The 20,811-nt window shown below is 72.0% G+C and carries 19 protein-coding genes; 8 read left to right on the top strand and 11 right to left on the bottom strand.

The features are described from left to right. Window positions 1-139: 139 nt before the first annotated feature. From AB0917_RS10140 to AB0917_RS10120, 5 genes are all read right to left on the bottom strand, one after another. Window positions 140-1,270 carry a hypothetical protein gene (locus AB0917_RS10140; RefSeq protein WP_366819043.1) on the bottom strand — a complete coding sequence of 377 codons (1,131 nt, stop codon included), beginning with the start codon at window positions 1,268-1,270 and terminating at the stop codon, window positions 140-142. A gap of 156 nt (window positions 1,271-1,426) precedes the next feature. Next, entirely contained in the window at window positions 1,427-1,834 is a 408-nt protein-coding gene (locus AB0917_RS10135; RefSeq protein ID WP_366819042.1) for a hypothetical protein, read from the bottom strand. A gap of 194 nt (window positions 1,835-2,028) precedes the next feature. Beyond that, complete coding sequence (locus AB0917_RS10130) at window positions 2,029-3,240, bottom strand: pyridoxal phosphate-dependent aminotransferase (protein ID WP_366819041.1); 1,212 nt, start codon at window positions 3,238-3,240, stop codon at window positions 2,029-2,031. Window positions 3,241-3,445: 205 nt separating this feature from the next. Further along, window positions 3,446-4,261, bottom strand: a complete 816-nt coding sequence (locus tag AB0917_RS10125; RefSeq protein WP_366819040.1) for an arylamine N-acetyltransferase — start codon at window positions 4,259-4,261, stop codon at window positions 3,446-3,448. Window positions 4,262-4,559: 298 nt separating this feature from the next. Further along, a complete protein-coding gene (locus AB0917_RS10120; RefSeq protein WP_366819051.1) occupies window positions 4,560-5,315 on the bottom strand; it encodes an NAD(P)-binding domain-containing protein in 756 nt (251 codons plus the stop codon). Window positions 5,316-5,540: 225 nt separating this feature from the next. On the opposite strand from AB0917_RS10120, the gene AB0917_RS10115 reads away from it, so the two are divergent. Then, on the top strand, window positions 5,541-5,909 hold the full coding sequence (locus AB0917_RS10115) for a helix-turn-helix domain-containing protein (protein ID WP_366819039.1): 369 nt from the start codon (window positions 5,541-5,543) through the stop codon (window positions 5,907-5,909). A gap of 82 nt (window positions 5,910-5,991) precedes the next feature. After that, window positions 5,992-6,921 carry a serine protease gene (locus AB0917_RS10110; RefSeq protein ID WP_366819038.1) on the top strand — a complete coding sequence of 310 codons (930 nt, stop codon included), beginning with the start codon at window positions 5,992-5,994 and terminating at the stop codon, window positions 6,919-6,921. A gap of 174 nt (window positions 6,922-7,095) precedes the next feature. Here AB0917_RS10110 and AB0917_RS10105 read toward each other — a convergent pair whose 3' ends face one another. Beyond that, complete coding sequence (locus AB0917_RS10105) at window positions 7,096-7,983, bottom strand: TetR/AcrR family transcriptional regulator C-terminal domain-containing protein (RefSeq protein ID WP_366819037.1); 888 nt, start codon at window positions 7,981-7,983, stop codon at window positions 7,096-7,098. Window positions 7,984-8,065: 82 nt separating this feature from the next. Between AB0917_RS10105 and AB0917_RS10100 the strand changes: the two genes are divergently transcribed. Then, entirely contained in the window at window positions 8,066-8,920 is an 855-nt protein-coding gene (locus AB0917_RS10100) for a siderophore-interacting protein (RefSeq protein ID WP_366819036.1), read from the top strand. Between the two features lie 67 nt (window positions 8,921-8,987). Here the strand turns inward: AB0917_RS10100 and AB0917_RS10095 are convergent, their stop codons facing one another. Together AB0917_RS10095 and AB0917_RS10090 are read right to left on the bottom strand one after the other, a co-directional pair. Beyond that, window positions 8,988-10,613, bottom strand: coding sequence for a D-aminoacylase (locus tag AB0917_RS10095; protein ID WP_366819035.1), 1,626 nt, complete (start codon window positions 10,611-10,613; stop codon window positions 8,988-8,990). A gap of 49 nt (window positions 10,614-10,662) precedes the next feature. Continuing rightward, on the bottom strand, window positions 10,663-12,054 hold the full coding sequence (locus AB0917_RS10090) for an alanine racemase (protein ID WP_366819034.1): 1,392 nt from the start codon (window positions 12,052-12,054) through the stop codon (window positions 10,663-10,665). 91 nt (window positions 12,055-12,145) lie between these two features. Between AB0917_RS10090 and AB0917_RS10085 the strand changes: the two genes are divergently transcribed. The 4 genes from AB0917_RS10085 to AB0917_RS10070 all read left to right on the top strand — a co-directional run bounded on the left by AB0917_RS10085 (window position 12,146) and on the right by AB0917_RS10070 (window position 16,422). Next, on the top strand, window positions 12,146-13,408 hold the full coding sequence (locus AB0917_RS10085) for a PfkB family carbohydrate kinase (RefSeq protein ID WP_366819033.1): 1,263 nt from the start codon (window positions 12,146-12,148) through the stop codon (window positions 13,406-13,408). Further along, a complete protein-coding gene (locus AB0917_RS10080) occupies window positions 13,405-14,163 on the top strand; it encodes an IclR family transcriptional regulator (protein WP_366819032.1) in 759 nt (252 codons plus the stop codon). The genes AB0917_RS10085 and AB0917_RS10080 overlap by 4 nt, the downstream gene beginning before the upstream one ends. 6 nt (window positions 14,164-14,169) lie before the next feature. Continuing rightward, a complete protein-coding gene (locus AB0917_RS10075) occupies window positions 14,170-14,580 on the top strand; it encodes a RidA family protein (protein ID WP_006127176.1) in 411 nt (136 codons plus the stop codon). Window positions 14,581-14,946: 366 nt separating this feature from the next. After that, a complete protein-coding gene (locus tag AB0917_RS10070; protein WP_366819031.1) occupies window positions 14,947-16,422 on the top strand; it encodes a gluconate:H+ symporter in 1,476 nt (491 codons plus the stop codon). Between the two features lie 68 nt (window positions 16,423-16,490). On the opposite strand, the gene AB0917_RS10065 is transcribed toward AB0917_RS10070, so the two are convergent. Then, on the bottom strand, window positions 16,491-16,865 hold the full coding sequence (locus AB0917_RS10065; RefSeq protein WP_366819030.1) for a type II toxin-antitoxin system VapC family toxin: 375 nt from the start codon (window positions 16,863-16,865) through the stop codon (window positions 16,491-16,493). Further along, window positions 16,865-17,107 (bottom strand): type II toxin-antitoxin system prevent-host-death family antitoxin, encoded by a 243-nt coding sequence (locus AB0917_RS10060; protein ID WP_366819029.1) that lies wholly within the window; start codon window positions 17,105-17,107, stop codon window positions 16,865-16,867. Before AB0917_RS10060 ends, AB0917_RS10065 begins: the two co-directional genes overlap by 1 nt. Before the next feature lie 187 nt (window positions 17,108-17,294). Here AB0917_RS10060 and AB0917_RS10055 point away from each other — a divergent pair, with 187 nt between their 5' ends. Continuing rightward, window positions 17,295-18,596 carry an Nramp family divalent metal transporter gene (locus AB0917_RS10055; RefSeq protein WP_366819028.1) on the top strand — a complete coding sequence of 434 codons (1,302 nt, stop codon included), beginning with the start codon at window positions 17,295-17,297 and terminating at the stop codon, window positions 18,594-18,596. 97 nt (window positions 18,597-18,693) lie between these two features. Here the strand turns inward: AB0917_RS10055 and AB0917_RS10050 are convergent, their stop codons facing one another. Beyond that, on the bottom strand, window positions 18,694-20,427 hold the full coding sequence (locus AB0917_RS10050; RefSeq protein ID WP_366819027.1) for a glycoside hydrolase family 18 protein: 1,734 nt from the start codon (window positions 20,425-20,427) through the stop codon (window positions 18,694-18,696). Window positions 20,428-20,811 lie beyond the last annotated feature (384 nt).

Genomic DNA, 20,811 nt, shown 5'->3' with positions numbered 1-20,811 from the left:
GGCAGGCGTATGGGCGTGACCGGGCGGGCCGGTCGGGGCCGGGGCACGGGAATGGGCGTGACCGGGAGAGCCGGTCGGGGCCGGGGCACGGGCGCGGCTACGGGCGGGAGGGCCGGCGGGGACGCGGATACGGGCTCCATCAGCCGCGGGCCCGCCGGGCCATCGTGCGCAGCACCTCGGCGGTGGGCACGGGTGCCTGGCGTACGCCGGTCAGCCGCTGGTCGATGTAGTCGGTGTGGTCCGCCGTGGCGGCGGTGAACTCGGCCGCGGCGCCCTGCGGCCGGAAGCCGTGGCGTACGGCCAGCTCCCGCAGCCGGGAATCGGTGGAGAGCAGCTCGCCCAGCCGCCGCCCCGCCTCGGTCAGGGGGACGAGGGTGTGGTCGCTGGAGACCGTGGTGTCCGGGTAGAGGACGACGAGGTCCCCGATCTCCTGCCGCCGGCTGTGGGTCAGGAGGGAGGCGACCTGCGACTCGTAGACCAGCACGAGCGGGTTGCCGACCCCGCTGATGAAGTCCCGGAAGGGGGCGTCGCTGCTGGTCTGCTGGGCGCCCTGGACCTGGACGAGCTTGCGCATCAGGCCGGCCGTACGGTCCACGGCGGCGCCGTCCGCCGCGACCCGCCCGCCGTCGGCGACGTAGGAGGCGGCGGCGAGGTAGAGGGCGCCGGAGTTGGACGAGACGGGGTCGGTGCTCGTGATGAAGAGCGTGCCGCTCAACTCGGGCTGTCCGGAGGCCCCTTCGAGCTGCTGCCAGGTCCGGTCGGCCCCCGCCGCCTTCAGGTAGGGGCCCATCAGCAGCGTGCCCCGGGTGGCGAACTTCGAGGCGCCGTTCGCCTTCAGCCGGACCAGCCCGTTGGCGGCGAGGACCTCGGCCGCGTTGCGGTGGGCGACGACGACGAGCGGCGAGTAGAAGGGCCGCAGCGGACCGCCCACGACGTCGGACCTGCGGCCGAGCTCATCGGCCGGGGCCTTCGAGCCGGGGAAGGCGAAGTCCTGCCCCTCAAGGGGGAGTTGGTCCATCGCCCAGGAGCCGGACGTCTCGGCCCTGACGGTGAGCCCCCGGGCGGCGAGGGCCTTCCCGGTGTCGGGGTCGGCGAAGAACTCGGCCTTCTCCGACCCGACCACTCCCCGCACGGTCGTCGCTGCCGTGCCGCTGCTGCCGTCGCTGTCGCGGCCTGCTACGACGGCCGCTGCCACGCCGCCGATCAACAGGACCGCCAGGACGATTCCCACGATGCGTCTCACATACGCAGCGTGCTCGCGGAAGCCCACATTCCAGGGGGAGTTGGGTGGACGGCAGATGAAGGGGCCATCCCAGTACGCAACGGTCGCCGCCGGTGGGGAAGGCCGGTACGCAACGGCCGCCGCCGGTGAGGACGGGCCGTGGCACCCGGTCCGTGCGCCGAGTCGGCACGCGGACCGGGGCCGTCAGTGGGCGCCGACCAGTCGCTCGGAGGGGGCGGCGTCGGCGGTGGAGGCGAGGGCCTCGCTGTGGGCGTCCATCCGCTGCGCGGAGAGGATGGCGGCGGTGGTGTCGGCGCGGGACGCGGCCACCACCAGCGCGCGGCCCGCCAGGGCGTGGGCGCGGCGGTGCAGGGACGTCGGGGCGGTGTCGGTCAGGGCGGCGTGCCGGGCGGGCGGGGCGCCGCGCAGGCGCGCCACCTGTTCGGCGATGCGGTCGCCCGCCGGGCCGAGGCCGAGTTCGTCGGTGACCGCGAGGAGCGCGGCGAGGTGCCCCGCGAGCTGGATGTCCAGCTCCTCCCCGCGGCTGCGGTGCGGAAAGTCCGCGTCGCCGGTCGGGGTGTGGACGGATTTGGTGCGGATCGGCTCGTACATGGATGGCCTCCCGATGATGCTGGGTGTCCACCCTACATTGGATTGAGTCTAAGTTTATGCATGATCCGGGGTGTGGCCGTCCTGCGGCTGGCGCGAACTGTGCCCTGCGGCCGACGGGCAACCGCGTCCCGCGGCTGCCCGTGACCGTGTCCCGCGGCTGTCGTAGCCGTGTCCTCGGCTGTCCGGAACGATGCCTACGGCTGTCCGTAGCCGTCCAGGAACGAGCCGATACGGGTCATGGCGTCGGTCAGCTCCTCCGTGGCCGGCAGCGTCACGATGCGGAAGTGGTCGGGTTCCGGCCAGTTGAACCCCGTCCCCTGCACGACCATGATCTTCTCGGCCCGCAGCAGGTCAAGCACCATCTGCCGGTCGTCCTTGATCTTGTAGACCTTGGGGTCGAGCCGGGGGAAGAGGTACAGCGCCCCCTTCGGCTTGACACAGGTCACCCCCGGGATCGAGGTCAGCAGGTCGTACGCCACGTCCCGCTGCTCCAGGATCCGGCCCCCCGGCAGCACCAGGTCCTCGATCGACTGCCGCCCGCCGAGCGCGGTGGCCACCGCGTGCTGGGAGGGCATGTTGGCGCAGAGCCGCATGTTGGCCAGAATCGTGAGCCCCTCGATGTACGAGGTGGCGTGCGCCTTCGGGCCGCAGACCGCCAGCCAGCCGGAGCGGAAGCCGGCCACCCGGTAGTTCTTGGAGAGCCCGTTGAAGGTCAGCACCATCAGATCGGGGGCCAGCGCCGCCGTCGGGGTGTGGGTCGCACCGTCGTACAGGATCCGGTCGTAGATCTCGTCGGAGCAGACGATCAGGTTGTGGCGCCGGGCGATCTCGGTGAGACCGCGCAGCATCTCGTCGTCGTACACCGCACCGGTCGGATTGTTCGGGTTGATGATCACCAGGGCCTTGGTGCGGTCGGTGATCCTCCGCTCGATGTCCGCCAGGTCCGGCATCCAGTCGGCCTGCTCGTCGCACCGGTAGTGCACGGCCGTACCGCCGGCCAGCGAGACCGAGGCCGTCCACAGGGGGTAGTCCGGGGCCGGTACGAGCACCTCGTCGCCGTCGTCGAGCAGCGCCTGCATCGACATCTGGATCAGCTCGGAGACGCCGTTGCCCAGGTAGACGTCCTCGACGTCGAGGTCGATCCCCTTGGTCTGGTAGTGCTGCACCACCGCTCGCCGCGCCGAGAGCAGGCCCTTCGCGTCCCCGTAGCCGTGCGCGCCCGAGAGGTTGCGCAGGATGTCCTCGAGGATCTCCGGCGGGCACTCGAACCCGAACGCTGCCGGGTTGCCCGTGTTGAGCTTGAGGATGCGCTGACCGGCCGCTTCGAGCCGCATCGCCTCCTCCAGCACGGGGCCCCGGATCTCGTAACAGACATTGGCGAGCTTGGTGGACTGGATGACCTGCATGTCCGCGAGCTTACGGCCGCGTTTCGCGGGGTGCGCGGAGATTGCGCCGTCCTCGCGACCTCCGGGCCCGCCCGCCGCCGCGCTCCGGCTTCCATCGACAAGGCGGCCCCGGCCCCGGACCGTGGGAAGGGCCGGTCCGGGCGGCGTCACGGCTTGGAATGGTGCGTGAGCCGCCCGACCGGGTGAGATGCGCCACGCGGCTGGTTCACACCGGCAGCTCGACACCCTCGGGGACACGGATGCCGAAGCTGTCCTCCAGCACCTGGAGGGCCTCGTCGGCGCCGGACAGCAGCCGCTCCTTGACCGTGCCGTCCTCCGCCGTCTCGATCAGGTCGAGCCCGACGAGCGCCAGATGGGAGGAGTCGGGCAGGGTGCGCTGCACGTACACCGACTGCTGGAGCGGCGAGTGCGGGCTCGTCGCGACGAACCAGTTGATCATCTCGAAGTCCGTGGGCTCGAACGGCTCCACCGTCAAGGTGTACTGGGCCTCCCAGCTCCCGCTCTTCTCCGTCTGAAGCTCCCACATCTCCAGCGGCCCGTCGTGCGCCACCGTGACGAGCCGGTGGTGCCGGGGAGCGTCGTGCAGCTCCGCCCCCGCCACCAGCTCGATCGGCTCCAGGAGCGCGCCGTTGGCCCCGAACCCGACATCGGCCAGATACGGGGTCACCACATCCGGCACGTTCACCCGCAGCAGTATGTGGCTGCGCGGCCGGATGTCACCCGGCGCCGCGCCCAGGGCCACGCGGGCGGCCAGCAGGGTCACGGTGAATCCCAGCTGCCGCAGGGCGGCGGCGAAGAGGGTGTTGTGCTCGTAGCAGTAGCCGCCCCGCCCGCCGTGGACGAGCTTGGCCTCCAGGTCGGCCAGGTCCAGGGAGGGCGCGGAGCCGAGCACCGCGTCCAGGTTCTCGAACGGGATGCCCAGGGAGTGCGCGCGGTGCAGGGACCGCAGCACCTCCACCGTGGGGCGGCGCTCCCCGGACCAGCCGATCCTGGCGAAGTAGGAGTCGAGGTCGAGTGTCATACCCCGACCGTACGCAGCCGGGGCCGGGCCACGCCTCAGGCTGCGGGACCAAGCGGGCCGGGCCGGGTGGACCGGGACTTCGGGCCGAGCCCGAACGGGTGATGGGCCGGGCCGGGCAGGTCCCGTTCCCGGCGCACGCCCCGGGGCGTGCGCGGGTTCCGCGCCGGAAAGTGCGCTGGTTCCGTCCGGGGACGTGCCCCGGCTCTGCCTCGGGACGTGCCTCGGCTCTGCCTCGGGACGTGCCTCGGCTCCGCGCCGGGACGTGCCCCGGCTCCGCGCCGGGACGTGCCCCGGGCTGTCAGATTCCGGTCACCGATCCGGCCGAAGCGATCAGCAGGGCCGTGTCCACGCCCTGCTCCCGCGCCGTGCGCAGCAGCGCCGCGTCCCCGGCCTCCACCACGGCCGGGCTCGTCGTGTTCCCGGCCGGGGCGTGGTCGCCGTACGCCGCCGTCGACGGGGCCATCGCCGCGAGCCAGCCGGCCACCAGCCCGCCGAACTCCTTCGGGTCGGCCCCCGCCCCCTCCACCAGGGCGAACGCGTGCCGGGCCCCGGCGAACATGGCGGTCATCGCGCTCAGCAGCGCCACGTCGTACAGGGCGGCGAGGCCGTACTCCTCGCCGACGTACCGGGTGGCGGCGGGCACGGCCAGCACCTCGCGGTGCTCGTCGAAGAGGGCGCGCGGGCCGCTGTAGAGGACATAGCCGCCGGAGTCCGGCGCGTCGATCATCGGGGGCACGGCCATGACCCCGCCGTCCAGGAAGCGGGCGCCGCGCCCGGCCGCCCAGGCGGCGCGGGAGCGGGACTCGGCCGGGGTGGAGGTGGTGAGGTCGACCAGGTCCTTGCCGGTGAGGTCGGCGTCGGCCAGCGCCTCGCGGACGGAGGCGTCGTCGAGCAGGCAGGTGACGACGAGGGGGCCGGCGGCCACCGCCTCCGCCGCCGTGTCGGCCACCCGCGCGCCCTGGAGGGCGAGTTCGGCGCTCCGGCCGGGGTTGCGGTTCCAGACGGTCAGGGGGTGCCCGGCGGCGAGCCAGGTACGGGCGAGTGCGGTGCCCATGGCGCCGAGGCCGAGCAGGGTGAGAGGGGCGGGAGAGGTGGAAGAAGTGGGAGAGGCGGCAGGGGCGGACGAGGGGGAAGAGGTGGAAGAGGTGGGCGCGGCCGGTGAAGGCGTGTTGTCGGACATGCGGATTAGGCTGGTCGAGGGGGCCGGGAACGATCAAGTACGCACTTACGAGTGGGTGGTTACCCGGTGGTGAGTGACCAGGTGGGGAAGGGGTGGGCGATGAGGTCCGTACGGAGACCGGGGGCTTACGTCTGCGGGATCGACGCGGCGATGGACGTGATCGGCGGCAAGTGGAAGGTGCTCATCCTGTGGGCGCTGAACGAGAAACCGTGCCGCTTCGGGGAGTTGAGGAGGGGCCTGCCGGGGGTGACCGAGAAGGTGCTCAGCTCCCACCTCAAGGAGCTGGAGGACGACGGCATCGTGCACCGCGAGGAGTACGCCGAAGTGCCGCCCCGGGTGGAGTATTCGCTCACGCCCCGGGGGGTCTCGCTGAACGAGGCCCTGGGCCCGTTGGGGGAGTGGGGACGCGAGCACGTCCGCCCCGGCGCGGGGGCTCCGGTGGCCACGACCGGAAACGACCCCTTGTGATGACCTGACATCTGCGCCACCATGCGCATGTCAAAAGCCGGAAGATCTCCGGTCCTTGGCATCACTGGAGGGGACCCCCCACATGAACAAGCCTCTCGTCGGTGCGTTTCTTGCTGCCCTGCTCCTGGGAGCGGGCGCCGCGCCCGCCGTCGCGGCCGGTCCGGTCGCGGATACGAGCGGGGTGTCGGCCGAAACCGCACCGAAGGCGATATCCGCCGCACCGACGGCAACCGCGCTGAAGGCGACCGCGCTCAAGGACGCGTCCGCCCCCACCGTGAAGGCCGTGACCTTCGCCGGGACGGTCGCGCTCAGCAACTGTTCGGGCTCTGTGGTCCGTTCGCCCGACTCCGCACCCACCGACCCCGCCCTCGTGCTCTCCAACGGCCACTGCCTGGAGACCGGCTTCCCGGGCCCCGGCGAGGTGCTCGTCGACCGGCCGTCCACGCGGACCTTCACCCTGCTCAACGCCTCGGGCAGCGGCGTCGGCACGCTGAGGGCGAGCAAGATCGCGTACGGCACCATGACCGACACCGACCTCTCGCTCTACGAACTCACCTCCACCTACGAGCAGATCGAGAACACCTACGGCATCCGGGCGCTGGAGCTGGAGACCGCGCACCCGGCGGCGGGCACCGCCATCACCGTCGCCTCCGGCTACTGGAAGCGCACCTACAGCTGTGACATCGACGGCTTCGTCCACCAGCTCAAGGAGGGCCGGTGGACCTGGAAGGACTCGGTCCGCTACACCCCCGAGTGCCAGACGATCGGCGGTACGTCGGGTTCGCCGGTGATTGACGACGCCACCGGGAAGGTGGTCGCCGTCAACAACACCGGTAACGAGAACGGTCAGCGGTGCACGGACAACAACCCGTGCGAGGTCGACGAGAACGGCAACGTGACCGTCCGCGAGGGCATCAACTACGCCCAGCAGACGTACAACATGGTCCCGTGCATCGGCGCCGGCAGCAAGATCGACCTGGACCGGGAGGGCTGCGGGCTGCCCAAGCCGTAGCCGTACCCGCACCCGCCTCGTAGCCGCGCCGGGCGGCCCTGACCTCAGGACCGCCCGGCGCGCTCACGCGCTCACCACCCGGCGCGCTCACGCGCCCGCCGCGCCTGTGCGCTCACGCACCCGCCGCGCTCACGCGCTCACGCACACCCGGCACGCTCACGCGCCCCGCCGCGCTCACGCACCCCGCCGCGCCGCCACCGCCGCGCCGATCCCGTCCAGCAGGACCCCGAGCCCCACCCGGAACGTCTCGCGCGCCTCCCGCTCCGGATACGGCATCGCCTCCGGGCCGGGACGCGCCGCCTCGTCGCCCCCGTCGGCACCCGGGTCCGCTTCCGTGTCCGCTTCCGCCCCCTCGCTCACGCCCCCGCCCGGGTGCGGCTCCGGGGCCCCTTCCCGCTCCATCCGGATCACCGCCGGGAAGCGTTCGGCGAAGTCCGGGACCAGCTCCGTCAAGGCCGCCGAGCGGGCCGCCCACCACTCCTCGTCGGAGCTCCCGGTCGCCGTCGCGGCCCTCCGCGCGTCCGCCACCGCCCGCGCCGAGCCCTGCACCAGCGGGAACAGCGTCCCCACCAGCCGCCGCACCGTCCGCGCCGCGAGCCCGGTCGCCCCGAGCAGCCGGACGAGCGTGTCCAGGTTCGCGTACTCGTGCGGGCCCAGCACCGGCCGGGCCTGCGAGACCTGGAGCACCCAGGGGTGGCGTACGTAGAACTCCAGGACCTCCCCCGCCCACGCGGTGAGCGGCACCCGCCAGTCCTCCGACTCCGGGTAGGAGGAAGGGAGTTCGGCGTGCACGGCGTCGTACATCAGGTCCAGCAGCTCGCTCTTGCCGGGGACGTGGGTGTAGAGCGCCATCGCGGTCCGCCCGAGCCGCTCGCCGACCGCGCGCATCGACAGGGCCGCCATGCCCTCCTCGTCCGCCACCGCGACGGCCGCCGCCACGATGGCGTCCACGCTCAGCCGGGGCCTGGGTCCGGGCCCGCCGCGCGGCGGGGCGGCGACCTCCGCGCGCCAGAGCAGGGAGAGGGAGCGGCGGGCGTCACCCTGCCCGGCAAAGACCACCACTTGCGACTCCTTACGCCATAAAGTAACTTCGGCCAGGTAATTCTTTACCTCGTAAAGGTATCAGGGAGAGGGGCTCGGACTCATGGGTCAGGCCATGCCGGTCAGCTATGTGCGGGTCACCGGGGTCGAACGGATCACGCCCCGCACCGCTCGCATCACCTTCACCGGGGAGGCGCTGCCCCGCCTCCTGGAGGACCGCCCCGACCAGCAGATGAAGCTGTGCCTGCCGCGCGAGGGGCGGAGCGTGGCGGAGGGGCTGCTGCCGGAGCAGGACGCCGAGGACGTCCACGGCATGCGCTGGTACGAGGCGTTCCTCGCGATCCCGGAGGCGCGAAGGCCCTGGATGCGCGGCTTCACCGTCCGCGCCTACGACCGGGGCGCCCGTGAGATGACCGTGGACTTCGTGCTGCACGGTGAGGGCGGGCCCGCCTCGCGCTGGGGTGCGGACGCCCGCCCCGGTGACGTGCTCGGCATGGTCGGCCCGTCCTCCCTCTACGCCCGGCCGCTGCCGGAGGTGGCGTCGATGCTGCTCGCCGGGGACGAGACGGCGCTCCCGGCCATCGCCACGGTGCTGGAGGCGCTGCCGGCGGCGACCAGGGCCGTCGTGTACGCCGAGGTGGCGGACGCGGGGGAGGAGTTGGAGCTGCCGGCCGCCGCCGGAGGGGCCGAGGTGCGGTGGATCCACCGGGACCGGGGCGGCTCCCTGCTGGAGGCGGTACGGGGCGCCGGGGCGGCGCTCGACGGGGTGGACGCGGCCTGGGTGGCGGGTGAGGCCTCCGCCGTCCGGGCGCTCCGCCGCCACCTGGTGGAGGAGCGCCGACTGCCCAAGGGGTCCGTCGAGTTCAGCGGCTACTGGCGGCGGGCGCTCACCCAGGACGACGCCCCGACCGAGGAGGACCTGGCCTGGGCGGCGGAGCGGGCGGCCGACTCCGCGTAGGAGTCCGCCGTCAGCCGCTCCGCCGCACACGCACCAGGGGCGGGCCTTGGGGGTCAGGCAGGGGAGGTCAGGCCGCTGCGGCCCCCGTGCCCCGGACCGCCCGGCCCGCCAGCACCGACGTACGCCTGCCGTCCTCGATGACGAACCGGCCGTCGATCAGCACGTGCGGGATGCCCACCGGCAGCGTGCGCGGCTCCTCGAACGTGGAACCCGCCGTCACCGTCTCCGGGTCGAAGAGCACCAGGTCCGCGCGGTATCCCTCGCGCACCAGGCCCCGGTCCGCCAGCCGCAGCCGGGCGGCCGGGCGCGAGGTCAGGTGGGCCACGCACTCCTCCAGCGAGAGGATGCCCAACTCCCGTACGTACCGCCCCAGATACTGCGGGAACGTGCCGTACGCCCTCGGGTGCGGCTTGTCGCCCTGGAGGATGCCGTCGCTGCCGCCCGTGTGCACCGGGTGGCGCATGATCTGCTGGACGTTCTCCTCGTGGCCCACGTGCTGGAGGATCGTCGTCCCGAGCCGGTCCTCGGTGAGCAGCCGCCGCGCGGTCACCCACGGCTCCTCGCCCCGCAGCCCGGCCGAGCGGGCCACCGTACGGCCCACGTACTCGGCCAGATGCGGCGCGCTGACGCCGGAGATCTCGATGGTGTCCCACTCGATCGGCACCCCGTGGCAGCCGTCCGAGCCCAGCACCTCCAGGTGGTGGCGTATCTTCTGCGCGCTCTCCTCGTCCGCGAGCCGGGCGAGGACCGACTCCGGGCCACCCTCGCTCGCCCAACTCGGCAGCATGGCCACCAGGGTTGTACAGCCCGGGGTGTACGGGTAGGTGTCGAGCGAGATGTCGGCCCCGGCGGCGAGCGCCCCGTCGAGGAGGGCGAGGAGGTCCGGTGCCCTGCCCTTGTTCACGCCGAAGTTCATGGTGGCGTGGGCGAGATGGAGGGCACAGCCGGCGTTGCGGGTGAGCTGGACCATCTCCTCGTACGCCTCCAGGGCCCCGGCCCCGTAACTGCGGTGGTGCGGGCAGTAGTAGCCGCCGTGGCGCGCCACCACCCGGCAGAGATCGGTGAGTTCGGCGTCGTCCGCGTACATCCCGGGGGTGTAGGTCAGCCCGGACGACATGCCGACCGCGCCCTCGCGCATCCCCTGGTCCACCAGCTCCTTCATCCGGGCCAGTTCGGCGCCGGTGGCCGGGCGGTCGTCCCAGCCGACCGCGTACATCCGGACCGTGCCCTGCGGGATGAGATAGGCGGCGTTGACGGCGATGCCCTGGCCGCCGAAGTTGCGGTCCAGACGGTCCAGGTAGCCGCCGACCGTGCGCCAGTCGAAGTCGATGTCGGAGCCGTCGCCGTTCCAGCCGGTGATGGAGCGCCGCACCTCGGCCCGTGTGCGGTCGTCGACGGGGGCGTACGACAGGCCGTCCTGGCCCAGCACTTCGAGGGTGACGCCCTGCGCCGCCTTCGCGCTGTGGTCCGGGTCGCGCAGCAGCGCCAGGTCGCTGTGGGCGTGCATGTCGATGAAGCCGGGGGCGAGGGCGAGGCCCTCCGCGTCCACGGTGCGGGTGGCGGTGGGGCGGGGGCCGGGGGAGCCCTCGCGGTGGATCTCGGCGATCCGGCCGCCGTCGACCGCCACATCGGCGCGGTGGGCGGGCTCGCCGGTGCCGTCGACGACGAGCGCGTCGCGCAGGACCAGGTCCATGGGTGGCCTTTCAGGGGGCGGAAGCGGCGGTGGGGCTCACGAGGGCCGCTCAGAAGAACGTGCGGATGTAGTCGCCGACCGTGCCGTCCGCCTCGACCAGCGGGATCAGCTGCCACTTGTCGAAGCTGGTGCAGGGGTGCGAGAGGCCCATGCCGACCCAGTCACCGACCTCCAGCTCGGCCCCCGCCTCCGTACGCACCCAGGTGTGCTGGTCGGAGAGGCCGGTGACCGTGATCCCGGCGGCGGGGCGCACCGAGCCGTCCCGGGCGGAGCGGACGACCTGGGCCTCGGGCAGATCGAGGTCGTACGCCGCGTCCCGCTTGCCCGCGTTCAGGAACGCCTGCTCGCCGGAGGGCCGGGAGACGACCTGCGCCCAGAGGCGGAAAGCGGGCTCCAGGGCGCCCTCCTCGGGGACGCGGTTGAACGGGGTGAGGTGCTTGTAGTGCCCGTCGTCGTGCGAGACGTATGCACCCGAGCGCAGCAACTTCAGTACGGGCAGGCTGAGTTCACCGATCTCCGCGAAGACGTCCGCGACCGCGTCGAACCAGGCGCTGCCGCCCGCGCTGATGACGATCCCGTCGGCTCCGGCGAACCGCCCGGCGCCGTCGAAGCCGGCCGCCAGCGCGACGAGCCGCCGCAGCCACTCCCGTACCCGCTCGGGGTCCGCGTCCGGCACCTCGCCCTCGTACCCGGCCACGCCCACCAGGCGCAGCGACCCGGCCGCCGCCACCGCGTCGGCCACCGCGGCGCAGTCGGCCTCGGTACGGGCGCCGGTGCGCGCGCCCTCGCCCGCTCCCAGCTCCACGACCACGTCGAGGGGGCGGGTGGCGCCCGCCGCGCTCAGGGCCTGGTCCATCAGCTCGACCCCGCGCACGGAGTCGACGTAACAGATGAAGCGGAACTCCGGGTCGGCGCTCATCTCACCGGCCAGCCAGCGCAGCGCCACCGGGTCGACCAGCTCGTTGGCGAGGAAGATCCGCCCGATCCCGTACGCGCGGTAGACCCGGGCCTGGTGCGGCACGGCGGCCGTGATGCCCCAGGCGCCGCGCTTCAGCTGGTCCGCGAAGAGCTGCGGGGACATCGAGGTCTTGCCGTGCGGGGCGAACGTGAGGCCGTGGCGCTCGGCGTACGTCTCCAGCAGGGCGAGGTTGTGCTCGACCGACTCGGCGGACAGCGCCAGGACGGGGGTGGTGAACCCGCCGGTGAAGAGGTTGCGGCGCTCGGCGGCCAGGGCGCCGACGGTCAGGCCCTCCGCGTCGGGCGGGAGCGCCTTGAAGCGGTGGTCGACGCGCTCCTCGGCGAGGCCGGCGGCCTGCTTTCCGGCACGGGCGGCGGCCTCGGGCGCGGGCCGGGACGCGGGGTGGGGCGCGGAGTGGCCGGTGGGGCTGTCGGCTGCCAAGGGAAGCTCCTCGAAGTTCGTTGCACCATGTGCAACACCCATTGCGCATATCGCTCAGGGCTGTCTAACATCCGAGCCGATGCCCGGTCAATGGTGACCACCGGCCCGCACGCCGATCAGCGAGGAGCCTTCAGTGCCCGGACCCGCCCCCGGACCCGCAGCAGGGACGGTCCACGCCGACACCACCACCGAGGTCGTCTGTCTCGGTGAGTCCATGGTGACGTTCCTGCCCTCGCGGCCCGGCCGCCTCGCCGACGTGCCGTCCTTCGGGCGCGGGATCGGAGGCGCCGAGTCCAACGTGGCCTGCGCGCTCGCCGCCGCCGGGCACCGGGCGGCCTGGGTGGGACGGGTCGGTGCGGACGGCTTCGGCGACCACCTGGTCGAGACGATCGCGGGGTACGGGGTCGACACCTCGGCCGTCCGCCGCGACCCCGCCCGCCCCACCGGCATCTACTTCCGTACGGCGACGGATCGCGGGACCGGGGCCCACGAGGTGGCGTACTACCGGGCGGGGTCGGCGGCGTCCGCGATGTCCCCGTCCAACGTGCCGTACGAGGAGCTCTTCGCCGGACGGATTCTGCACCTCTCCGGGATCACGGCGGCGCTGTCGGCGGACTGCCTGGCGCTGCTGCGGGAGCTGACGGCCCCCCGGGCGGACCGCCCGCTCGTCTCCTTCGACGTGAACCACCGGCCCCGGCTGTGGCGGGACGGCGACGCTTCCGTGCTGCTGGAGCTGGCCCGCCGCTGCGACCTGGTGTTCGTCGGCGAGGACGAGGCGGAGGAGGCGTGGGGGATCGTCGGCGCGGAGGCGATCCGGGCGGCGCTGCCGGAACCGTCCGTGGTGGTCGTGAAGCGGGGGAGCGCGGGAGCGACGGTCTACGCGGCCGGGCCGGGTGCCCCGGGCCGGGGTGCTGACGCGGTCACCGTCGTGCCGGCCGAGGGTGCTGACGCGGTCACCCCGGCACCGGCCGCTGACACCGTCACCGTCGTGCCGGCCGAGGGTGCTGACACCGTCACCCCGGCACCGGCCGCCGACACCGTCACCGTCGTGCCGGCCGAGGGTGCTGACACCGTCACCCCGGCACCGGCCGCCGACACCGTCACCGTCGTCCCCGCCCTTCGCGTGGACGTCGTGGCCGCCGTCGGCGCCGGGGACGCGTTCGCCGCCGGGTTCCTCTCCGCCACCCTGCGCGGGCTCCCCGTACGGGACCGGGTCCGGCACGGGCACCTGATGGCCGCCGCCGTCCTCACCGTCCCCGGCGACCTCACCGACCCGCCCGCCCGCGACCACGCGGACCGCCTCGTCGCCCTCGACGACGGCGCCTGGGGGAGACTTCGTCTCGGCCCCGGCTGGACCGCGGCCGACCGGGCCCACGAGGAGGTACGTACGCCATGAGCCAGACCGTCGACCGGGCGCTCAGCATCCTGCCGCTGCTCGCCCAGGGACCCGCCGACCTCGGCCAGGTCGCCGAGCGGCTGGGCGTCCACAAGTCCACGGCGCTGCGCCTGCTGCGTACGCTCCACGAGCACGGGCTCGTCTACCGCCAGCAGGACCAGCGCTACCGCCTCGGCGCCCGCCTCTTCGCGCTCGCCCAGGAGGCCGTCGAGAACCTCGACGTACGCGAGATCGCCCACCCCCACCTGGTCGAGCTGAACGACCGGTGCGGGCACACCGTGCACCTGGCGGTCTACGAGGAGCAGGAAGTCCTCTACATCGACAAGGTCGAGAGCCGGTACCCGGTCCGGATGTACTCGCGGATCGGCAAGCCCGTCGCGATCACCGTCGCGGCCGTGGCCAAGCTGCTGCTCGCCGACCTCACCGAGCCCGAGCGGCGCGCCATCGCCGAGAAGCTCGACTACCCCATGTACACGTCCCGTTCGACGCCCAACGCGGCCGCCTTCCTCAAGGAGCTGGCCGTCGTCCGCGAACAGGGCTGGGCCACCGACCTCGGTGGCCACGAGGAGTCCATCAACTGCATCGGCGCCCCCATCCGCGGCGCGGACGGGCGGGTCGTCGCGGCCATGTCGGTCTCCGCGCCGAACGTGGTCGTCACGGCCGAGGAACTCCTCACCCTCCTCCCGCTGGTCCGGCGCACCGCCGAGACCGTCAGCCGGGAATACTCCGGCACCAACCGACCCAAGAAAGCCTGATCAGCCATGACCGAGAAGACCGCGCTCACCCCCTCCACCCACACCACGCCGCCGGCGAAGTTCTCGCACGGCGTGAAGAAGGGGAACATCCTCCAGGTCGCCGGCCAGGTCGGCTTCCTCCCGGCGGTCGAGGGCCAGGCCCCGACGCCCGCCGGCCCCACCCTGCGCGAGCAGACCCTCCAGACCTTCGCCAACGTCAAGGCGATCCTGGAGGAGGGCGGCGCGAGCTGGGACGACGTGATGATGATGCGCGTCTACCTCACGGACGTGGACCACTTCGCGGAGATGAACGAGATCTACAACGCGTACTTCGCCGAGCAGAACCTCAAGGAGGCGCCCTCGGCCCGTACGACGGTCTACGTCGGCCTGCCCAAGGGGCTGCTGATCGAGATCGACGCGCTCGCGGTACTCAGCTGACCGCTCGGGTTCGCTGACCGCTCGGGCTCGCCGACGGTTCGGGTTCACTGACCGCTCGGGCCCGCTGACTGTTCGGCAGGCTCGGGCCGCTCGGGCCGTTCGGGCCCATCGGCCGCTGCGGCCCGCCTGACCGTTCGGGCTCACCGGCCGCTGCGGCCCGCTTGACGCTCCGGCCCGCTGACTGCTCCGGCTCGACCGGCCGACCTGACCGCCTGACCGCTCACGCTCGCCGACCGGCCTGATCGCCTTGGTTCAGCTTCACCCACGGCAGCAACTCCCCAACTCGCCGTACGGCACGGCGCCCCGCCACCCCGGGGCGCCGTGCCGCGCTCCTCCCTACCCTCCTCCAGCACCATCGGAGTCCCCTTGTTTCTCGCCGCCACCCCACCGCCGGTCGAGACGCCACCGCACACCGGTGGTCTGCTCCTCCTGATCGACGGCACCGCCGGTCTGCTGACCGTCGCCGCCCTCGGTATCGCGCTCCTCCTCTTCCTGATCATCAAGGTCAGACTCCAGCCGTTCGTCGCCCTGCTCGCGGTCTCCATAGCCGTCGGCCTCGGAGCCGGGCTCTCGGTCACCGAACTCTTCGGCACCGTGCAGAAATCCGCGGTCGTCTCGGTCATCGAATCCGGCATGGGCGGCATCCTCGGCCACGTCGCGATCATCATCGGGCTCGGCACCATGCTCGGCGCGATCCTCGAAGTCTCGGGCGGGGCCGAGGTGTTGAGCGCCCGGCTGCTGAACCTCTTCGGTGAGAAGCGCGCCCCGCTCGCGATGGGCCTGACCGGCCTGATCTTCGGTATCCCGGTCTTCTTCGACGTCGGCATCTTCGTCCTCGCGCCGATCGTCTACGCCGCCGCCAAGCGCTCCGGAAAATCGATCCTGCTTTACGCGATGCCGTTGCTGGCGGGTCTGTCGATGACCCACGCGTTCCTGCCCCCGCACCCCGGCCCGGTGGCGGCCGCCGGACTCTTCAACGTGTCGCTGGGCTGGGTCATCCTGATGGGCGTCGTCGTCGGCATCCCGTCCGTCCTCGCCGCCTGGGCGTACGCCGCGTGGATCGGGAAGCGGATCTTCGTCGACGTACCGCAGGACATGGTGGAGGCCGCCGCCGAGGCCAAGGAGGCCGTCGCCGCCGAGCAGCGGGCGGCCGGGGTCACCCCGCACGAGAAGCCGGTCCCGCTCCTCACGGTGCTCGCCATCATCGGGACCCCGCTGGTCCTGATCCTCGCCGCGACGTTCTCCTCGATCGCGCTGGACCCTTCGACTCTCCGCTCGGTCGTGGAGTTCTTCGGCAACCCGTTCGTGGCCCTGACGATCGCCCTGTTCCTCGCGTACTACCTGCTGGGCATCCGCCGCGGCTGGTCCCGCACGTCCCTGGAATCGGTCTCCACGTCCTCGCTGAAGCCCGTCGGCAACATCCTGCTGGTGGTCGGCGCGGGCGGCATCTTCGGCGCCGTGCTCAAGGGCAGCGGCATCGCGGACGCGCTCGCCGACACCTTCAACGACGTGGGCCTGCCGGTCATCCTCCTCGCCTGGCTGATCTCGGTCGTCCTGCGCGTCGCCCAGGGCTCGGCCACCGTCGCGATCGTCACCACGGCCGGGATCGTGGTCCCGCTGGTCGAGGGCCAGGACCTGTCCCAGGCGCATCTGGCGCTGATCATCATGGCGATCTCGGCCGGCTCGATCTTCGCCTCGCACGTGAACGACGGCGGCTTCTGGATGGTGTCGAAATACTTCGGCATCTCGGAACGCGACACCTTGAAGTCCTGGACGGTGCTGGAGACGGTCCTGTCGGTCGCCGGGTTCGCCGTGGCCGCGCTGCTCAGCCTGGTGATCTAGGCACCTTCGACGCGTCCCCCGGCGGGTGTGCGGAGCCCTTGGGCGGCTCCGTACACCCGCCGGCCCGTTCAGACAGCCATGACCTGGACGTTGTACTGCGGGATCCACGTGTCGCGGGTGACGACGGTCATGCCCTCGATCTGGGCCTGGGCGATCAGTATCCGGTCGAAGGGGTCGCGATGCAGGGCGGGCAGCCTGTCCGCCCGGACCCCGTGTCCGGCGGTGATCGGCAGCGCGGTGAACTGGCTGTCTCGTACGCGCTCCGCCAGGTCGTCCGGGCCCTCCAGCTTCCCCAGGGACTGCTTGATGGCGATCTCCCACGCGGAGACCGCGCTGAGGTGCACCGAGGGCTCCGTGTCGAGGAGGTCCTTGACCTGGTCGGAGAGCTCGTCGGAGTCCCCGAGCCACCAGAGGATCACGTGGGTGTCGAGCAGCAGGCGCATCAGCGCACCCCGAAGGCGTCGGCGAGATCGTCGGGCAGCTCGTCGAAGTCGCCGGCTATGCGGATGCGCCCCGCCAGCGAACCCCGCCCGGTCCTTCTGACCTTCGGACGCAGGGGCACCACCTTGGCGACCGGCTCGCCCGCCTTGCTGATGACGACCTCCTCGCCGGTGGCGACCTGCTCCAGGATCCGGGAGAAGTGCGTCTTGGCCTCGTGCACGTTGTACTGCCGGGCTGCTTCCACGGCTGCCTCACCAGAGGGAGTAGGGGTGGACTAACTGCTGGACTAACTGCTGGACTAAGGCTACCCGAAGTCGCGGCACGGTGTTGCCGCGAGCGGATCCAGAGGCAGCCACCCCGTCGGCCGGGACGCCCCCGATTCCGCGCACGCCCCCTTGTGCCGCCCCGCCGATTGCGCTTCCTTGATCGGCATGGCTGAGACAAGAGCAACCACAGGGACAGGGGAGCCGGCCTCCCGACCACGCACGTCCAGCTGGAAGTACATCGGCCCCGGCATCGTCGTCGCGGCGACCGGGGTCGGGGCCGGCGACCTGGTCGCGACGCTCGTCGCGGGCAGCAAGTTCGGGTACACCCTGATGTGGGCGGCGGTGATCGGGTGCCTCGTCAAGATCTCGCTCGCCGAGGCGGCCGGGCGCTGGCACCTGGCGACCGGGCGCACGCTCTTCGACGGCTGGCGCAGCCTCGGCGCGTGGACGACCGTCTACTTCGCGGTGTACGTCGTCGTCTGGGGCTTCCTCTACGGCGCGACGGCCATGTCCTCCAGCGCCCTGCCCATCGTGGCGCTCTTCCCGGACGGGCCGGGGCTGAAGTTCTGGGCGATCCTGACCGGGCTGACCGGGCTGGCCTTCGTCTGGTTCAACCGGTACGCCGTCTTCGAGAAGGTCATGACGGTCCTGGTCGGCATCATGTTCGTGGTGGTCGTGTACGTGGCCGCCCGGGTCGTCCCCGATATCGGCGCCTCGTTCGCCGGGCTCGTCCCCGTACTGCCGGACGGTTCGCTGCTCTACACCCTCGGGCTGATCGGCGGTGTCGGCGGCACGATCACCATGGCGGCGTACGGCTACTGGGTCAACGCCAAGGGATGGAGCAACTCCTCCTGGATGAAGGTGATGCGGCTCGACAACCGGGTCGCCTACATCACCACCGGGATCTTCGTCGTGGCGATGCTGATCGTCGGGGCCGAGCTGCTGCACGCCTCGCAGATCGCCCTCACCTCGGGTGACCGCGGGCTGATCGACCTGGGCAAGGTGCTGGAGGACCGCTTCGGTTCGGCGACCGCCACGCTCTTCCTGGTCGGCTTCTTCGCCACGTCGTTCTCGTCGCTGATCGGCGTCTGGCACGGGGTGAGCCTGATGTTCGCCGACTTCGTGGAGCGGTTCCGGGCCCCGGTGGACCCGGAGGAGGAGCACGCGGGCCCGGCCGTCGTCGACCGTCAGCAGCGCTCGCTGCCGTTTCGCGCCTACCTCCTCTGGCTGACCTTCCCGCCGATGGCCCTGCTCTGGCTGGACGAGCCGTTCGGCCTGGTCATCGCGTACGGCGTGCTCGGCGCGTTCTTCATGCCGTTCCTCGCCCTGACCCTGCTGTGGCTGCTCAACTCCTCCCGTACGCCCAGCCAGTGGCGCAACGGCTGGCTCAGCAACGGGATGCTGGCCGTGGCGGGGCTGCTGTTCGTCGTGCTCTGTGTGCAGCAGGTACGCGAACTGCCCTGGTGATCCGGGACGGCCCGGGAACGCCGCAGCGCCGCCGGGGGAGCGGCGGCGCTGCGGGTTCGGAGGATCGCGTTGTGCGATACGGGTTATGGGCTACGGGTTACGGCAGGCTGCGGACGTGCGGGCCGACCGCCTTCGACCAGGCGAACCCGGCCGTCGCGTCCCAGTTGGTCGACCAGGTCATCGCGCCACGGAGCGACGGGTAGGTCTTCGAGGGCTTGAACGAACCGCAGTTGGTGCCCTTGGTCAGGCAGTCCAGGGCGGCGTTCACGATCGACGGGGAGACGTAACCGCTGCCCGCGCCCCGGGTGGAGGCCGGGACACCGATGCCGACCTGGGACGGGTCGAGACCGCCCTCCAGCTGGATGCAGGCGAGCGCGGTGAGGAAGTCCACCGAGCCCTGGGAGTAGACCTTGCCGTCGCAGCCGAGCATCGAACCGCTGTTGTAGTACTGCATGTTGACGACGGTCAGGATGTCCTTGACGTTGAGCGCCGTCTTGAAGTATTCACCCGACGTCGACTGCATGTCGATGGTCTGCGGGGCCATCGTGAGGACGAGCCCGGGGCCCGCCTTCGCCGACAGCTGGCGCAGCGCCTTCGTCATGTAGGTGGCGTTGAGGCCGTTCTCCAGGTCGATGTCGACCCCGTTGAAGCCGTAGTCCTGCATCAGCGCGTACACCGAGTTGGCGAACGCGGTGGCGGAGGCGTCGTTGTCGACCCGGACGGTGCCCAGTTCGCCACCGATCGAGATGATGACGTTCTTGCCCTGAGCCTGCTTGGTCTTGATGTCCGCCCGGAACTGGGCGTCGGTGTAGCCGTTCAGCCCGGCCGTGTCCAGGTTGAAGGTGACCGCGCCCGGCGTCGGCGTGGCGTCCGCGAAGGAGACCGCGATGATGTCGTAGTCGGCCGGCACGTCGGTGAGCTTCTGGACGGCCGCGCCGTTGTTGAAGTTCTGCCAGTAGCCGGTCACCGCGTGCTTGGGCACGGAGGTGCCGGGGCCGGGGCCCGTCCCCTGCTTCGCCGTACGGGCGCTGATGGCAGCCGACTTGACCGACTCGCCGGCCGCGTTGGTGGCGCTCACCGAGAACTGGTACGCCGTGTCGGCGGCCAGCCCCGTGATGGTCGCCGAGGTCCCGGTGGAGGTGGTGGCCTGCACACCGTCCCGGTAGACCTTGTAGCCCGTGGCGCCCGAGACCGCGTTCCAGGACAGGGCGACGGAGGAGGTCGTCGTGGCGCCCGCGGCGAGGCCGGCGGGGGCCCCCGGGATGACCGGGCCGGGCTGCTCGCCGCCGCCACCGCCGTCGGGTCCCGTCACCTCGATGTCGTCGGCGAAGTAGGCGGACTGCCCGTACCAGCCGTGGGTGTAGACGGTCACCGAGGTGGTGTTGGCGCCGGTCTTGAAGCTGGTGGACAGCTTGGTCCAGGCGGTGGAGCCCGGCGACCAGGTGGAGACGTCGGTCGTTCCGGTGCCGCTCACGCCGAGGTAGGCGTAACCGCCCTGCACCCAGGAGCTCAGCGAGTACGTCGAGTTGGGCTGCACGGCCACGGTCTGCGAGCACTTGGCGTTGTCCTGGCCGGACGGGGTGGCCTTCAGCGCGGACGTGCCGGTGCGCACGGGGGTGGAGACGGTGGCGCCGCTGTTGGCGGAACAGGCCCAGTTGGCGAGCCCCGACTCGAAGCCCGCGTTCTTGGCGTTGTTGACGTCGGCCGCCTGGGCGGGCGAGACGAGTCCGGTGACGGTCAGGGCGCCGGCCGCGATGACGGCCATGGCGCCGCCGAGGAACGGCCGGGAGTTGTTCCTTCTGCGTCTTCTGCTGCCTGCGGAGCGTTGCACGTGAGCCTCCGTGGGGAGTTGGTGGTGCGTGGCGGGGGTGCACGGCGGCGGGGATGAGGAAGGCCGTGCGGTGTGGAGCAGAAGCGGTGGCCACCGCTGGCGGATAAACTGGTCCAGACCAATCAAGTTGTCAAGACCTTTGGCAGCGAAAGGCTCTCCGGAGAGGTCGAGTGACCGCCCGTCCGGGGGCGCGCGGGGCTGACCGAAGGCCGGCCGTGGGGGCTGCCGCGGGTCCGGCCGGGCGGGCGCCGGCCGCAGGCGCTCCGCGAGGGCTCAGGGCGCACTTTCTCGCCGGGTGACGGCTCCGCGTCCGCACCCCGCTACCCACACGGGTGATCTTGCCGAAGGTCTTCGTACCGTGACGAGAACGGCCCGCCGAAATGA

Origin of the sequence: Streptomyces sp. NPDC007346, from assembly GCF_040703535.1 — a bacterium.
In the GTDB taxonomy this organism is placed as follows: domain Bacteria; phylum Actinomycetota; class Actinomycetes; order Streptomycetales; family Streptomycetaceae; genus Streptomyces.
Note: the sequence above shows the minus strand (reverse complement) of the source record. Positions and strands in the feature narration are given on the sequence as shown.

Bases quoted from the DNA above. Each gene is read 5' to 3' on its own strand.
- AB0917_RS10135 (WP_366819042.1), bottom strand. From the start codon at position 1,834: ATGTACGAGCCGATCCGCACCAAATCCGTCCACACCCCGACCGGCGAC.
- AB0917_RS10130 (WP_366819041.1), bottom strand. From the start codon at position 3,240: ATGCAGGTCATCCAGTCCACCAAGCTCGCCAATGTCTGTTACGAGATC.
- AB0917_RS10125 (WP_366819040.1), bottom strand. From the start codon at position 4,261: ATGACACTCGACCTCGACTCCTACTTCGCCAGGATCGGCTGGTCCGGG.
- AB0917_RS10120 (WP_366819051.1), bottom strand. From the start codon at position 5,315: ATGGGCACCGCACTCGCCCGTACCTGGCTCGCCGCCGGGCACCCCCTG.
- AB0917_RS10115 (WP_366819039.1), top strand. From the start codon at position 5,541: ATGAGGTCCGTACGGAGACCGGGGGCTTACGTCTGCGGGATCGACGCG.
- AB0917_RS10110 (WP_366819038.1), top strand. From the start codon at position 5,992: ATGAACAAGCCTCTCGTCGGTGCGTTTCTTGCTGCCCTGCTCCTGGGA.
- AB0917_RS10100 (WP_366819036.1), top strand. From the start codon at position 8,066: ATGGGTCAGGCCATGCCGGTCAGCTATGTGCGGGTCACCGGGGTCGAA.
- AB0917_RS10095 (WP_366819035.1), bottom strand. From the start codon at position 10,613: ATGGACCTGGTCCTGCGCGACGCGCTCGTCGTCGACGGCACCGGCGAG.
- AB0917_RS10090 (WP_366819034.1), bottom strand. From the start codon at position 12,054: ATGGGTGTTGCACATGGTGCAACGAACTTCGAGGAGCTTCCCTTGGCA.
- AB0917_RS10080 (WP_366819032.1), top strand. From the start codon at position 13,405: ATGAGCCAGACCGTCGACCGGGCGCTCAGCATCCTGCCGCTGCTCGCC.
- AB0917_RS10075 (WP_006127176.1), top strand. From the start codon at position 14,170: ATGACCGAGAAGACCGCGCTCACCCCCTCCACCCACACCACGCCGCCG.
- AB0917_RS10065 (WP_366819030.1), bottom strand. From the start codon at position 16,865: ATGCGCCTGCTGCTCGACACCCACGTGATCCTCTGGTGGCTCGGGGAC.
- AB0917_RS10055 (WP_366819028.1), top strand. From the start codon at position 17,295: ATGGCTGAGACAAGAGCAACCACAGGGACAGGGGAGCCGGCCTCCCGA.